Source organism: Rahnella laticis, assembly GCF_015644585.1.
Lineage (GTDB): Bacteria > Pseudomonadota > Gammaproteobacteria > Enterobacterales > Enterobacteriaceae > Rahnella > Rahnella laticis.
In genome coordinates this window covers 220,183-233,582 of record NZ_JADOBI010000004.1, presented here as the reverse complement: position 1 = coordinate 233,582, position 13,400 = coordinate 220,183, and the positions used below count along the sequence as shown (strand labels likewise).

Below are 13,400 nucleotides of genomic sequence, written 5' to 3'. Positions count from 1 at the left end.
CTAGTTTTGTATGCGTTGGTTTGTTAAAATTCTGCTAAATTATCGCGGGCAGATACGTCCAGATAAGGGAGATACAATGAAGCAGGCATTTCGAGTAGCGTTCGGCCTTTTGATGATGTGGGCATCTGTAGCAAATGCAGAAGTTCGCATTGAAATTACTCAGGGCGTAGATACCGCTCGTCCGATTGGCGTTGTGCCATTCAAATGGGCGGGTCCGGGTACTCCACCTGAAGATGTTGGCGGCATTGTTGCTGCTGACTTACGCAACAGCGGTAAATTTAACCCTATTGATGCATCGCGCATGCCACAACAGCCAACTTCAGCGGCAGAAGTTACGCCTGCTGCCTGGACTGCTTTGGGCATCGATGCCGTTGTTATCGGTCAGGTCCAGCCTGCAGCCGATGGCAGCTATGTTGTTTCTTACCAGTTGGTCGACACCTCGGGTGCTCCGGGCACCGTACTGGCACAAAACCAGTATAAAGTGACCAAACAGTGGTTGCGTTATTCTGCCCATACCGCCAGTGATGAAGTTTTCGAAAAACTGACCGGTGTTAAAGGCGCATTCCGCACCCGTATCGCTTACATCGTGCAGACTAACGGCGGCAAATTCCCGTACGAACTGCGTGTAGCGGATTACGATGGTTACAATCAGTTCGTTGTTCACCGTTCACCAGAGCCTCTGATGTCTCCGGCCTGGTCTCCGGACGGTAGCAAACTGGCTTACGTGACTTTCGAAAGCGGTCGTTCAGCGTTGGTTGTGCAGACACTGGCGAACAGTGCTATCAAACAGATTGCCTCTTTCCCACGCCACAACGGTGCTCCGGCATTCTCTCCGGACGGGTCTAAACTGGCATTCGCGTTGTCTAAAGACGGCAGCCTTAACCTGTATGTGATGAACCTGGGTTCAGGTCAGATCTCTCAGGTCACTAATGGCCGTAGCAACAATACCGAACCAACCTGGTTCCCGGACAGCCAGAACCTGGCGTTCACGTCGGATCAGGGCGGTCGTCCTCAGGTATATAAAGTTAATATTAATGGCGGTGCGCCTCAGCGTCTGACATGGGAAGGCTCACAGAATCAGGACTCTGACGTAAGTGCAGATGGTAAATTCCTGGTCATGGTGAGCAGCGCCAGCGGTACACAGCACATCGCTAAACAAGATCTGGCAACGGGAGCCGTTCAAACATTGACGGACACGTTCCTGGATGAAACGCCTAGTCTCGCACCAAACGGCACTATGGTTATCTACAGCTCCTCTCAAGGACTGGGTTCTGTATTGCAACTGGTATCGACTGATGGGCGCTTCAAAGCGCGTCTTCCGGCAACTGATGGACAGGTCAAATTCCCTGCCTGGTCGCCGTATCTGTAATGCATAGAAAACTATGTATGGCAAAAAATTATAAAAGGATCGAATAGATGCAACTGAATAAAGTGCTGAAAGGGCTGATGCTGGCATTGCCTGTTCTGGCAGTCGCTGCGTGTAGTTCTCACAAAAACGCGGACAACGACCAATCAGGTATGGGTCTGAACTCTGGCACTGGCGCAGAAAGCGGCAACATGTCTTCTGAAGAGCAAGCTCGTCTGCAGATGCAAGAACTGCAGAAAAATAACATCGTTTACTTTGGCCTGGACAAATACGATGTTTCTTCAGAATTCGCTCAGATGTTAGACGCGCACGCAGCATTCCTGCGTAGCAACCCGTCTTACAAAGTGACTGTTGAAGGTCATGCTGACGAACGTGGTACCCCAGAGTACAACATCGCCCTGGGCGAACGTCGTGCTACTGCTGTTAAAATGTACCTGCAAGGTAAAGGCGTTTCTGCCGACCAGATCTCTATCGTTTCTTACGGTAAAGAAAAACCAGCTGTACTGGGTCATGACGAAGCGGCTTACGCTAAAAACCGTCGTGCCGTACTGGTTTACTAAGAGAATAGTATGAGCAGTAACTTCAGAACTCACCTGTTGAGTCTGTCGTTACTGGTTGGCGTAGCGGTCCCATGGGCCGCTACTGCCCAAGCGCCAATCAGTGATGTCGGCTCAGGCTCGATAGAAGATCGGGTCACCTCTCTGGAGCGTATTTCTAACGCTCACAGCCAGCTATTAACTCAACTCCAGCAACAACTTTCTGATTCCCAACGTGATATGGATACTCTTCGTGGTCAAATCCAGGAGAACCAGTATCAGTTGAGTCAGCTAGCTGATCGTCAGAAGCAGATTTTTAACCAGATGGACAGCCTGAGTCAGGGTGCCGCCGGAGCCGCCAGTACGGGCGCTGCAGCAGCCACTGGTGACGCGTCTGGTAATGCTGCGGCCGCAACGTCTGACGCAGGTGCTGCACAAGCCCCTGCAAGCACAGGCGATGTGAACAGCGACTACAACGCCGCTGTTTCTCTGGCGCTGGAAAAGAAACAATATGATGAGGCGATCGCTGCCTTTCAGAGTTTCGTTAAAAAATACCCGGATTCTACATACCAGCCTAATGCCAACTATTGGTTAGGCCAGCTGTATTACAACAAGGGTAAAAAAGACGACGCTGCTTATTATTTTGCGGTTGTGGTCAAAAACTATCCGAAGTCCCCAAAAAGTTCTGACGCGATGTTCAAGGTTGGGGTGATCATGCAGGAGAAAGGGCAGGCCGATAAAGCCAAAGCCGTCTACGCGCAGGTCATAAAACAGTACCCAAACACCGACGCGGCAAAACAAGCTCAAAAACGTTTATCTGCGAAGTAGTTCCCAATTCAGGACCGGAAAATGTACATATCGTGCATTTTCTGGGCTTGAGTGTGTGAAAGTCCAGCAGTTAAGCATCTTTGTGAAAATTAAAGTTGCACTGAAAAGTTAAATAAGTAATATATGCCGCCGTTGCCCAGACAACTCCAAACGGCTAACGCTGTTAGAGATTTAGGTAATTTGCAGTAGGTTTAGATGGGCCGTTAGCTCAGTTGGTAGAGCAGTTGACTTTTAATCAATTGGTCGCTGGTTCGAATCCAGCACGGCCCACCACTCTTTAAGTGGATATATGTAGTGAAGCAGTGATGGATGAGAACTATTGGTTCGAGCCGAGCGAAGCGAGACGACAACGCGTAGCGTTGCCCGCAGGGTGAGGTCGAAGACCGTATCAATCCAGCATGGCCCACCAAATCTAAACAAACAGCAAGTGGCTTGCACACCAACTGCAAGACACGAAGGCAGTCAGAAGTATTCAGGAAGGGCCGTTAGCTCAGTTGGTAGAGCAGTTGACTTTTAATCAATTGGTCGCTGGTTCGAATCCAGCACGGCCCACCACTCTTTAAGTGGTTAGTCCTGAATAAGTAGTGAAAGCATTTAGATGGGCCGTTAGCTCAGTTGGTAGAGCAGTTGACTTTTAATCAATTGGTCGCTGGTTCGAATCCAGCACGGCCCACCACTTTTAAAGTGAGCCATCTAAATTGCAAAGATGTCTATTTCATCAAATTCAGAAAAAAGCGCCTTTAGGCGCTTTTTTCGCATTCAGACCCCTGTATTTCTCACATTATCTTAATCTGCCTTTATCCACATAATCCGATACACCTCTCTTTTAAGTCCAGTAAACATTTAAAGCCTTAAGAACAAAATTTGGACGACTTACCTCGTTTTTTACGGTATTTTGTTTAGCATACAAAACCAGTGGGTTTAATCTGTTAAACCGGCTGTGGCTTCCGGCCTTCAGGCGCATTGCCTGACAGAATGAGATGAAGAGTATGAGCGAAACATTGGATCTGAATGCGACGGTGTATCCTTTCCCGCCTAAACCCGCAGTTCTGAATGCAGACGAAAAGACCTTCTATAAAGAGAAGATTAAGAAACTGCTGAAAGAGCGCGACGCCGTTATGGTCGCGCATTATTACACTGATCCTGAAATCCAGGCGCTGGCAGAAGAAACCGGCGGCATCGTCGCGGATTCACTGGAGATGGCTCGTTTCGGCAGCCAGCATCCGGCGTCAACGCTGCTGGTGGCGGGTGTCCGGTTTATGGGGGAAACGGCCAAAATCCTCAGCCCTGAAAAAACGGTTCTGATGCCGACACTCAACGCGGAGTGCTCTCTGGACTTAGGTTGCCCGGAACAGGAATTCTCGGATTTCTGCGACAGCCACCCCGATCGCACCGTTGTGGTCTACGCTAATACCTCGGCGGCAGTGAAAGCCCGGGCGGACTGGGTCGTCACTTCAAGCATTGCGGTTGAACTGATTGAATACCTGGATAGTTTGGGTGAAAAAATCATCTGGGCTCCGGATCGTCATCTCGGGAATTACGTGCGTAAGCAGACGGGGGCGGATGTACTCTGCTGGCAGGGCGCCTGTATCGTCCATGACGAGTTTAAAACCCAGGCGCTGACCCGCATGAAAGGTTTGTACCCTGATGCGGCCATACTGGTACATCCTGAGTCCCCTCAGGCGATCGTTGATATGGCGGATGCCGTCGGTTCTACCAGCCAGCTGATTCAGGCCGCAAAAACGTTGCCGCAAAAACAGCTTATTGTGGCAACGGATCGCGGTATTTTTTATAAAATGCAGCAGGCGTGTCCGGATAAAGAATTGTTCGAAGCGCCGACAGCTGGTGAAGGCGCCAGTTGCCGGACCTGCGCGCATTGCCCGTGGATGGCGATGAATGGCCTGAAGGCTATCGCCGAAGGGCTGGAACATGGCGGAGCAGAACATGCCATTGAAGTGGATGAAGCGCTGCGTGTGAAATCACTGATCCCGCTGAACCGTATGCTGGATTTCGCAGCTCAGCTGAAATTACGGGCGCAGACTAAAGCGCTTTAAGCCGAAGGTATTTTCAGAACAATTAAGGGAAGGACGTGATGATGGATTTCTTCAGTACCAGCAACATTCTGGTTCATATTCCTCTTGGGAAAGGAGGGTATGATCTTTCGTGGATTGAAGCCGTCGGGACGATTTTCGGTTTGCTTTGCATCTGGTTCGCCAGCAAAGAAAAGCTGATCAACTATCCGTTCGGCCTGATCAACGTGACGCTGTTTGCGATTATCTTCTTCCAGATCCAGCTTTATGCCAGCTTGCTGCTTCAGGTGTTCTTCTTCGCCGCCAATATTTACGGCTGGTACGCCTGGAGCCGCCAGACAGCCGATCAGCAGGCGGAATTGCAGATCCGCTGGTTGCCGCGTGGCAAGGCGCTGTTATGGGGCGTTATCTGCGTGGCAGGTATCGCGCTGATGACCTTCAATATTGATCGCGTTTTCGCCGCGCTCACGCTCGTTGCAGTGAATGTGATGCAGGCGCTGGGGCTTAACGTCAATATGCCCGAGCTTCAGCCCGATGCGTTCCCGTTCTGGGATTCATCTATGATGGTGCTGTCGATTGTCGCGATGCTGCTGATGACGCGCAAATACGTTGAGAACTGGCTGGTGTGGGTGGTGATTGATGTCATCAGCGTGGCTATTTTTGCTTATCAGGGCGTTTATGCCATGGCGCTGGAATATGTTCTGCTGACGCTGATTGCCCTTAACGGCTCATGGTTGTGGATCAAAAGTGCCCGGCAGAACGGTTCGCGGCCATTGCAGAAAATCTGATCCGTATCCCATAAAAAACGCCTCCATCCGGAGGCGTTTTGCTTTCAGGCGCAGAACTACGGGATCAATGATGATGCGCGTGGCTGTGCCCGTGGTGATCGTGTCCGGAGCTTACTGACTGAACTTCGTTGATCTCACAATCCGGTGTTTCACAACGGCCGTATTCCATCTGAATGGTGGCGTGGCCGATACGGCACTTGTCGAGCAGATGGTGCTGTATGCGGTCAAGCAGGGCGTCATGGTCATGTGGCGGTACAACCTGCACGTGCAGCGTCATCAGGCGCTGCTCACCAATCTGCCAGACGTGAACGTGGTGAACGTTGCGCACTTCCGGGATGCTCATCGACAAATCCTTGCGCAGCTTATCGATATCAATTTCCTGCGGCGTCCCTTCAAGCAGTTCGTGGAAACTCTCGCGCATCAGCCTCCATGCATTACTGAGCACTAAGCACGAAACCAGCACCGAAAGAATCGGGTCGATAGGCGTCCAGCCTGTGTACATAATGATCAGCGCCGCCGCAACCGCCCCGATGGAGCCCAGTAAATCGCCCAGAACATGCAGCGCCGCAGCGCGCACGTTGATATTGGCTTTCTCTTCGCCCTGATGCAGCAACCAGAACGCCAGAATATTGGCAAAAAGCCCGGCGATCGCAATCACCAGCATGGTCGTACCCATCACCGGCTGAGGGCTGAAGAAACGGGCGATGGCCTCCCACACGATCAGCACGACGATCACCAGCAGCGCGGCGGCATTCACAAACGCCGCCATGGTGGTCAGGCGCAAATAACCAAACGTATGCCGGGCGTTGGGCTTACGTTTTGCAAAACGCACGGCCAACAGCGCAACCAGTAAGGCTGCGGCGTCAGTCAGCATGTGTCCGGCATCGGCGAGAAGTGCCAGCGAGCCGGAGATCAGGCCGCCGATCACTTCTGCCACCATGAAAATCACGGTAACCAGAAATGCCAGCAACAGCCTGCGGCCATTCTTATCCTGAGGTAGTAAAGAGGAAGACATATAAGTATTCACAAAAGAGATGAACAGAGATCATAACAATAACGTAATCGTCATGTGATGCAAGAAAGGGGCAGAGAAGAAAAAGAGGAACCGAAGTTCCCCTTTGTCAGTCATTTACTGCTGATGAAATCAGTTACCGGTAGCTTTGGACTGATTGGTTCCTGGTACCTGATCCGGGCAGCGGCCGTCTTTACACATGGCCTTTTTGTGGTCTACGGTCTTTTTGCTCGCATTGTGGTGAGCTTCAGTCGTAGATTTGTGTTTTTTCTTGTGGACTTCATTAACAGGCTTATCGGTTTCGTTGATTTTGCTGTTATCGACTCCGTTCGGTGCGATTTTCTGGATTGAGCCAGGAGCATCCGCCTGATTCGCTGAGCCATTATTCGAACCCGTATCTGCGCCTTCTGCGAATGCGGCACCTGAAGCCAGAGCCATTGTGGCGGTCAGTAACACTATTGCAAGTTTCTTCATAACCTCATCTCCATCTTTGGTTGTGATTCATTTTTTTCGTGCTCGTCGTGGTGAAGCCAATGATTAGGAAGCTTAGCGAATGAATTCATGTCCTGAATCAAAATGAGACTATTCGTAGGTGTCAAATTAGGTTTACACCGGCTATCAATACGGCTAGATTGAACGCGGTCAGCGTTTCGCTTTGTCTCTTATGAACACCCGAATGGAACAGTTATGAATTATCAAAACGACGATTTACGCATCAAAGAAATTAAGGAACTTTTGCCACCTGTAGCGTTGCTGGAAAAGTTTCCCGCCACTGACAAAGCGGCAAAGACGGTGTCTCATGCACGCAATGCGATTCATAAGATCCTGAAAGGAAACGACGATCGTCTTCTGGTTGTCATCGGTCCTTGCTCAATCAACGATCCTAAAGCCGCTAAAGAGTACGCAGCACGCCTGCTGAAAATGCGCGAAGAATTGCAGGGTGAACTGGAAGTGGTCATGCGCGTTTACTTCGAAAAACCGCGTACGACAGTCGGCTGGAAAGGGCTGATCAACGACCCTCATATGAACAACAGCTACCAGATTAACGATGGTTTGCGCATTGCCCGCAAATTGTTACTGGATATTAACGACACCGGCCTGCCTGCGGCGGGTGAATTCCTGGACATGATCACGCCACAATATCTGGCGGATTTGATGAGCTGGGGCGCGATTGGCGCACGTACTACAGAATCTCAGGTTCACCGTGAGCTCTCCTCCGGTTTATCCTGCCCGGTAGGTTTCAAAAACGGTACCGACGGCACCATCAAAGTGGCGATCGACGCAATCAACGCAGCCGGTGCGCCGCACTGCTTCCTGTCTGTGACCAAGTGGGGCCATTCCGCTATCGTCAATACCAGCGGGAACAACGACTGCCACATCATTCTGCGCGGCGGCAAAAAACCAAACTACAGCGCGCAGGACGTGCTGGAAGTGAAAGACGGCCTGAAAAAAGGCGGCCTGCCAGCCCGCATCATGATCGACTTCAGCCACGCCAACAGCAGTAAACAATTCAAAAAACAGATGGAAGTCTGTGAAGACGTTTGCGGTCAGGTTGCCGGTGGCGAACAGGCGATTATGGGCGTGATGGTTGAAAGCCATCTGGTCGAAGGCAATCAGAGTCTCGACAGCGGCGAGCCACTGGTTTACGGCCAGAGCGTGACCGATGCGTGCATTGGCTGGGAAGATACCGAAGTGTTACTGCGTAGCCTCGCGAACGCAGTCAAAGCGCGCCGCGGCTAATCCGTCACAGCAATTCTGAACTGAGCCCCGTTAATGCGGGGCTTTTTTGTGCGAGCCGTTATCATCGCGAGATGTCGCAGGAGAAAATCTATGCTGATTTATAACGTCTTTGGTCGGTTCCTGGGTGTTGAGAAAACGCCGGATGGCTGGCAGGTATTTCGTGCTGAAATGACGGAAAGAAAGTTCTCACGGCTTTATGACATCATTATTCCTGACGATATGACTGAAGCGGAAATCCCCGGCTGGCTGGGCGATATTTATCACGAGTCAGCGACGGAATTACATCCTGAGGTCTTGCGTATCGAGTAATGTTGGTTTTACGCTGAGTCCAGACCATTAAAAAAGGCATGCTTTCGCATGCCTTTTTGTATTTCTGATTAGCTCAGAAACCGCTAATTACTTCGCTTTACCCTGGTTTGCCACGGCCGCTGCTTTTGCTGCGATTTCATCGGCATTGCCCAGATAATAACGTTTGATTGGTTTGAAGTTTTCGTCGAATTCGTAAACCAGTGGAACACCGGTAGGGATGTTCAGTTCCAGGATTTCGTCTTCGCTCAGGTTATCCAGATATTTAACCAGCGCACGCAGGGAGTTACCGTGTGCAGCAATGATCACACGCTCGCCGCTTTCGATGCGAGGTTTGATGACATCAGTCCAGTAAGGGATAACGCGGTCGATGGTCAGCGCCAGGCTTTCTGTGGTTGGCAGCTCTTCAGGTTTCAGTTTGGCATAACGCGGGTCATGACCAGGGAAACGCTCATCAGCACGATCCAGTTCTGGTGGAGTCACAGCAAAACCACGACGCCATTGTTTAACCTGCTCGTCGCCGTACTTCTGCGCTGTTTCAGCTTTGTCCAGACCCTGCAACGCGCCGTAATGACGTTCGTTCAGTTTCCAGGATTTCTCAACCGGCAGCCATGGCTGGTTCAGTTCGTCCAAAACGCTCCACAGAGTATGGATGGCACGTTTCAGCACGGAGGTGTAAGCGAAGTCAAATTGGAAGCCTTCGTCTTTCAGCAGCTGACCCGCAGCTTTTGCTTCAGTACGGCCCTTGTCGGACAGTTCAACATCATGCCAACCGGTAAAACGGTTTTCTTTGTTCCACTCACTTTCACCGTGTCTTACCAGCACCAGCTTGGTTACAGCCATAGCTAAACTCCTCAGTTAACTGAATTTTCAATGATAACAGTTATCATTATAGGGGCTGGGCATCCCGATCGGCAATCTGAATGTATTCAGGAAACCTATGTGTGACGCCCGTTTGTCTTAAACATAACGAATTTGCTGTGGCGATGTAAAACAAAACGCGCAGACGGTCACCCGGACAGCGCGTTTTGTGCAAAAGGACAGCGGATTAGCTGGCTTTTTTCAGGCAGGTACTCATGAAGGTTTTGCGGGCGTCGCCTTTAAGTTCTTGTTTCGCAGCATCAGTATTACAGGTTTTCATCTTTTTCTGCTGAGGATTCATTTTATCGTCTGTTTTGGCCTCGGCTTTCAGGCAGTTGCTCATGAATTTTTTGCGCTCATCGCCCTTAAGCGATTGTGTGGTGGCCTGCTGATTACAGTCGGTCATTTTCTGGCGCTGCTCAGTCTGAGCGGGGGAAGGCACTTTTACGGGATCCGCGGCCAGAGCAGAACCCGCTGCACATAAGGTCGCCAGCAGGGATAACACAACGGGTAAACGCATAACGAACTCCTTTTTGAACGTCCTTTTCGCAGGACACTCTCTAAGCGTAGATGCGGGAGGCGGCTTTAGCTGAAAAAGTGCTGACGCAGATGCGTGATGAGTCACAAATTTGCAGAAGGGAAAAACGCGAAGGGCAGGTTCGGATGAGCCTGCCCGGAGAAGATTACAGCGCGAAGAACTGGTAGGTCGTGGCAGATTTGTACGTCTGGCCCGGTTTAATCCAGCAGCTTGGCTGCGGCCAGGTTGCGTGGTTCGGGCTGTCTGGCAGGAATTCACTTTCCAGCGCAACGCCGCTGTAGCTGGCATATTCGCCGCCGCTGCGGTTTGGCGTGCCACCGAGGAAGTTGCCGCTGTACAGCTGCACTGCCGGTGCCGACGTGAACATCGTCATTTTTACTTTGCCATCGGCTGACCACAAATGCGCAGCCGGATTTGTGCCGGCATTGCAGGTGCGGTTGAGCAAATACGCGTGGTCGTAACCTTTCACGCGCTGCTGATCGCGATCGCTGAGGAAATCTTTCGCCAGCGTTTTCGGCGCATTGAAATTCATGCCGGTATTTTCAACGGACGTCGGATCGGCACACGGGATCCCGTCGCTGTCGACCGGCAGGAAGCGGTCAGCAAACAGTTGCAGCTTGTGCTGTCGTGCATCGGTGCCTTCGCCGTCGAGATTGAAATAAGCGTGATTGGTCAGATTGACCGGGCACAGCTTATCCACCGTTGCTTCATAGCGGATTTCCAGACGGTTATCGTCGGTCAGCTGATAATGCACTTTCGCCGTCATATTGCCCGGATAACCCTGATCGCCGTCGGCAGAAAACAGCCCGAACGTCAGTTTCTGCGCGGTTTGCTCAAGAATTTTCCAGCGACGCGCATGAAAACCTTCCGGGCCGCCGTGCAGCTGATGTACGCCCTGATTGGCGACGACCAGATGCGGTTTGCCTTCAATCTCGAACTGCGAGCGGGCGATGCGGTTGGCGTAGCGCCCGACGGTCGCGCCAAGATAGGCGCTCTGATTCATATAGTCGTGCGGTGTCTGGCAGCCGAGCAGCAGTTCGCGGCTCGAGCCGTCAGCCAGCGGCAGCGTAAAGGATAACCAGGTCGCGCCCCAGTCCATGAATGTGGCGGTTGCGCCCGCCGCATTCTGTAGCGTCACCTGTTCAAACGGCTGGCCATCGGGCGCCAGCTGTGTGTTTTCAGGTTTTAACATATGCCAGCCCCCTGGGAAGCGGTGCAAACGTAGAAGGTTTCTTTCAGGCCGCTGTGGGCGTGATATTGCTGCTCAACGGCGTGACGGACTTTGTCTACCATCTCTGTCGGAACGAGTGCCACGATGCAGCCGCCGAAGCCGCCGCCGGTCATGCGCACACCGCCTTTATCGCCAATCACTTCTTTGACGATTTCGACCAGTTTGTCGATTTGCGGAACGGTGATTTCAAAATCATCGCGCATGGAGGCGTGAGATTCCGCCATCAGTTCGCCCATGCGTTTCAGGTCGCCGCTGGCCAGTGCGTCAGCCGCTGCCAGAGTACGATCGTTTTCCGTGATCACGTGGCGCGCACGGCGTGCAACCACCGGATCCAGTTCATCCTGAATGGAGAAGAACAGGGCAGGGTCTACGTCGCGCAAGGCTTTCACGCCGAAGAAGCGGGCGGCCACTTCGCACTGTTCGCGGCGGGCGTTGTATTCGCTGTCAACCAGACCGCGTTTCACGTTGGAATTGATGATCACCACGGCTGCGTTTTCCGGCATAGACACGGCGCGGGTTTCCAGCGAACGGCAGTCGATCAGCAGGGAATGGTTTTCTTTGCCGAGGGCAGAAATCAGCTGATCCATAATCCCGCAGTTGCAACCGACGAACTGGTTCTCTGCTTCCTGACCGTTCAGCGCCAGCGCCACGCCGTCCAGCGGCAAATCATAAAGAGATTTCAGCGCCTGGCCGACGGCAACTTCCAGAGATGCAGAAGAACTCAGCCCTGCGCCCTGAGGCACGTTGCCGCTGATCACCATGTCTGCGCCGCAGAAATCTTTATTACGCAACATCAGATGTTTCACCACGCCACGCACGTAGTTGGCCCACGGATGCGCGTCACTGTGCAGGATCGGTTCGTCGAGAGAGAACGTATCTTCCTCGTTGTCATAATCGGCGGCGATCACGCGGATCACGCGGTCGTTGCGCTGTGCGCAGGCGATCACCGTTTCATAATCGATGGCGCAGGGTAAAACGAAGCCGTCGTTGTAATCGGTATGTTCGCCAATCAGGTTAACGCGACCCGGCGCTTTGATGGTGATCGTGGCAGGGTAACCGAATTTGTCGGCAAAGATTTCCAGGGTTTTGGTTTTCAATTTCATTATTGTTCTCCGGCTTCACGATAGTGGATATCACTCACCGCCCGCAGACGCTCGGCAGCTTGTTCCGCCGTCAGGTCGCGTTGGTTCTCAGCCAGCATTTCGTAGCCGACCATAAATTTGCGAACCGTGGCTGAACGCAGCAACGGCGGGTAGAAATGGGCATGCAGCTGCCAGTGTTCGTGGTCGCCTTCGGTAAACGGCGCGCCGTGCCAGCCCATGGAATACGGGAAAGAGCACTGGAACAGATTGTCATAGCGGCTGGTCAGTTTTTTCAGCGCCAGCGCTAAATCACTGCGCTGGGCATCGGTCAGCCCGGTAATGCGCTTAACGTGAACTTTTGGCAGCAGCAGCGTTTCGAACGGCCACGCCGCCCAGTAAGGCACCACGGCCAGCCAGTGTTCAGTTTCAACCACCGTGCGGCTGCCGTCTGCCAGCTCACGCTGCACGTAATCCACCAGCATTGGCGAACCTTGCTCGTCGAGATAAGTGCGTTGCAGACGGTCTTCGCGCTCGGCTTCATTAGGCAGGAAACTGTTTGCCCAAATCTGGCCATGCGGATGCGGGTTAGAGCATCCCATCGCCGCGCCTTTATTCTCAAAAACCTGCACCCACGGATAGGTTTTCCCTAAATCCGCGCTTTGCTCCTGCCAGGTTCTGACGATTTCCGTCAGGGCTTCTACGGAAAGCTGCGGCAGCGTTTTGCTGTGGTCCGGTGAGAAACAGATAACCCGGCTGGTGCCGCGTGCGCTCTGAACCCGCATCAGCGGGTCATCGTTTTCCGGCGCAAACGGCGTGTCCGGCATCAGCGCCGCGTAATCGTTGGTGAACACGAAAGTGCCGGTGTATTTCGGGTTCACATCGCCCGTTACGCGGGTATTGCCCGGGCAGAGAAAACAGTCCGGATCGTGCGAGGGCAGAACCTCCTGCGAAACGGCTTCCTGCTGGCCTTGCCACGGGCGTTTGGCCCGGTGCGGGCTCACTAAAATCCACTGATCGGTCAGCGGATTGTAGCGGCGATGTGGATGATCAATCGGGTTAAACGTCGTCATAAACTTTCCTTG

The 13,400-nt window shown here is 52.4% G+C and carries 14 protein-coding genes, 3 tRNA genes and 1 other RNA gene; 11 read left to right on the top strand and 7 right to left on the bottom strand.

The annotated features are described in order from the left end of the window. The first annotated feature begins 76 nt into the window (after positions 1 to 76). From tolB to pnuC, 9 genes are all read left to right on the top strand, one after another. Complete coding sequence (gene tolB, locus IV433_RS10560; protein ID WP_195814163.1) at positions 77 to 1,369, top strand: Tol-Pal system beta propeller repeat protein TolB; 1,293 nt, start codon at positions 77 to 79, stop codon at positions 1,367 to 1,369. A 47-nt stretch (positions 1,370 to 1,416) separates the two neighbouring features. After that, positions 1,417 to 1,926 (top strand): peptidoglycan-associated lipoprotein Pal, encoded by a 510-nt coding sequence (gene pal, locus IV433_RS10555; RefSeq protein WP_152326499.1) that lies wholly within the window; start codon positions 1,417 to 1,419, stop codon positions 1,924 to 1,926. A gap of 9 nt (positions 1,927 to 1,935) precedes the next feature. Further along, entirely contained in the window at positions 1,936 to 2,730 is a 795-nt protein-coding gene (cpoB, locus tag IV433_RS10550; RefSeq protein WP_152326500.1) for a cell division protein CpoB, read from the top strand. A gap of 197 nt (positions 2,731 to 2,927) precedes the next feature. Continuing rightward, a tRNA-Lys gene (locus IV433_RS10545) sits at positions 2,928 to 3,003 on the top strand. Between the two features lie 15 nt (positions 3,004 to 3,018). Further along, a non-coding RNA gene (locus IV433_RS10540) (RtT sRNA) lies at positions 3,019 to 3,139 on the top strand. Positions 3,140 to 3,209: 70 nt separating this feature from the next. Next, positions 3,210 to 3,285, top strand: a tRNA-Lys gene (locus tag IV433_RS10535). A gap of 45 nt (positions 3,286 to 3,330) precedes the next feature. Continuing rightward, positions 3,331 to 3,406 (top strand) — tRNA-Lys (locus tag IV433_RS10530). A 313-nt stretch (positions 3,407 to 3,719) separates the two neighbouring features. Next, on the top strand, positions 3,720 to 4,784 hold the full coding sequence (gene nadA / locus IV433_RS10525; protein ID WP_195814162.1) for a quinolinate synthase NadA: 1,065 nt from the start codon (positions 3,720 to 3,722) through the stop codon (positions 4,782 to 4,784). Positions 4,785 to 4,825: 41 nt separating this feature from the next. Further along, complete coding sequence (gene pnuC / locus IV433_RS10520) at positions 4,826 to 5,548, top strand: nicotinamide riboside transporter PnuC (RefSeq protein ID WP_195814334.1); 723 nt, start codon at positions 4,826 to 4,828, stop codon at positions 5,546 to 5,548. 64 nt (positions 5,549 to 5,612) lie between these two features. On the opposite strand, the gene zitB is transcribed toward pnuC, so the two are convergent. Together zitB and IV433_RS10510 are read right to left on the bottom strand one after the other, a co-directional pair. After that, a complete protein-coding gene (gene zitB / locus IV433_RS10515) occupies positions 5,613 to 6,563 on the bottom strand; it encodes a CDF family zinc transporter ZitB (protein ID WP_195814161.1) in 951 nt (316 codons plus the stop codon). Between the two features lie 129 nt (positions 6,564 to 6,692). Continuing rightward, entirely contained in the window at positions 6,693 to 7,034 is a 342-nt protein-coding gene (locus tag IV433_RS10510; protein WP_195814160.1) for a protein YbgS, read from the bottom strand. A gap of 213 nt (positions 7,035 to 7,247) precedes the next feature. Here IV433_RS10510 and aroG point away from each other — a divergent pair, with 213 nt between their 5' ends. Both aroG and IV433_RS10500 read left to right on the top strand, forming a co-directional pair. Further along, positions 7,248 to 8,300 (top strand): 3-deoxy-7-phosphoheptulonate synthase AroG, encoded by a 1,053-nt coding sequence (aroG, locus tag IV433_RS10505; RefSeq protein ID WP_152325451.1) that lies wholly within the window; start codon positions 7,248 to 7,250, stop codon positions 8,298 to 8,300. A gap of 90 nt (positions 8,301 to 8,390) precedes the next feature. Continuing rightward, on the top strand, positions 8,391 to 8,609 hold the full coding sequence (locus tag IV433_RS10500; protein ID WP_195814159.1) for a DUF7661 family protein: 219 nt from the start codon (positions 8,391 to 8,393) through the stop codon (positions 8,607 to 8,609). An 87-nt stretch (positions 8,610 to 8,696) separates the two neighbouring features. On the opposite strand, the gene gpmA is transcribed toward IV433_RS10500, so the two are convergent. The 5 genes from gpmA to galT form a co-directional block, all read right to left on the bottom strand. Continuing rightward, positions 8,697 to 9,449, bottom strand: a complete 753-nt coding sequence (gpmA, locus tag IV433_RS10495; protein WP_152325453.1) for a 2,3-diphosphoglycerate-dependent phosphoglycerate mutase — start codon at positions 9,447 to 9,449, stop codon at positions 8,697 to 8,699. A gap of 205 nt (positions 9,450 to 9,654) precedes the next feature. After that, positions 9,655 to 9,987, bottom strand: a complete 333-nt coding sequence (locus tag IV433_RS10490; protein ID WP_195814158.1) for a PsiF family protein — start codon at positions 9,985 to 9,987, stop codon at positions 9,655 to 9,657. A gap of 163 nt (positions 9,988 to 10,150) precedes the next feature. Then, a complete protein-coding gene (gene galM / locus IV433_RS10485) occupies positions 10,151 to 11,197 on the bottom strand; it encodes a galactose-1-epimerase (protein WP_195814157.1) in 1,047 nt (348 codons plus the stop codon). Continuing rightward, a complete protein-coding gene (galK, locus tag IV433_RS10480) occupies positions 11,191 to 12,339 on the bottom strand; it encodes a galactokinase (RefSeq protein WP_195814156.1) in 1,149 nt (382 codons plus the stop codon). Before galK ends, galM begins: the two co-directional genes overlap by 7 nt. Beyond that, entirely contained in the window at positions 12,339 to 13,388 is a 1,050-nt protein-coding gene (gene galT, locus IV433_RS10475; RefSeq protein ID WP_195814155.1) for a galactose-1-phosphate uridylyltransferase, read from the bottom strand. Before galT ends, galK begins: the two co-directional genes overlap by 1 nt. Positions 13,389 to 13,400: the final 12 nt, after the last annotated feature.

Coding starts and splice junctions, on each gene's coding strand:
- tolB (WP_195814163.1), top strand. CDS start 77: ATGAAGCAGGCATTTCGAGTAGCGTTCGGCCTTTTGATGATGTGGGCA.
- pal (WP_152326499.1), top strand. CDS start 1,417: ATGCAACTGAATAAAGTGCTGAAAGGGCTGATGCTGGCATTGCCTGTT.
- cpoB (WP_152326500.1), top strand. CDS start 1,936: ATGAGCAGTAACTTCAGAACTCACCTGTTGAGTCTGTCGTTACTGGTT.
- nadA (WP_195814162.1), top strand. CDS start 3,720: ATGAGCGAAACATTGGATCTGAATGCGACGGTGTATCCTTTCCCGCCT.
- pnuC (WP_195814334.1), top strand. CDS start 4,826: ATGGATTTCTTCAGTACCAGCAACATTCTGGTTCATATTCCTCTTGGG.
- zitB (WP_195814161.1), bottom strand. CDS start 6,563: ATGTCTTCCTCTTTACTACCTCAGGATAAGAATGGCCGCAGGCTGTTG.
- IV433_RS10510 (WP_195814160.1), bottom strand. CDS start 7,034: ATGAAGAAACTTGCAATAGTGTTACTGACCGCCACAATGGCTCTGGCT.
- aroG (WP_152325451.1), top strand. CDS start 7,248: ATGAATTATCAAAACGACGATTTACGCATCAAAGAAATTAAGGAACTT.
- IV433_RS10500 (WP_195814159.1), top strand. CDS start 8,391: ATGCTGATTTATAACGTCTTTGGTCGGTTCCTGGGTGTTGAGAAAACG.
- gpmA (WP_152325453.1), bottom strand. CDS start 9,449: ATGGCTGTAACCAAGCTGGTGCTGGTAAGACACGGTGAAAGTGAGTGG.
- IV433_RS10490 (WP_195814158.1), bottom strand. CDS start 9,987: ATGCGTTTACCCGTTGTGTTATCCCTGCTGGCGACCTTATGTGCAGCG.
- galM (WP_195814157.1), bottom strand. CDS start 11,197: ATGTTAAAACCTGAAAACACACAGCTGGCGCCCGATGGCCAGCCGTTT.
- galK (WP_195814156.1), bottom strand. CDS start 12,339: ATGAAATTGAAAACCAAAACCCTGGAAATCTTTGCCGACAAATTCGGT.
- galT (WP_195814155.1), bottom strand. CDS start 13,388: ATGACGACGTTTAACCCGATTGATCATCCACATCGCCGCTACAATCCG.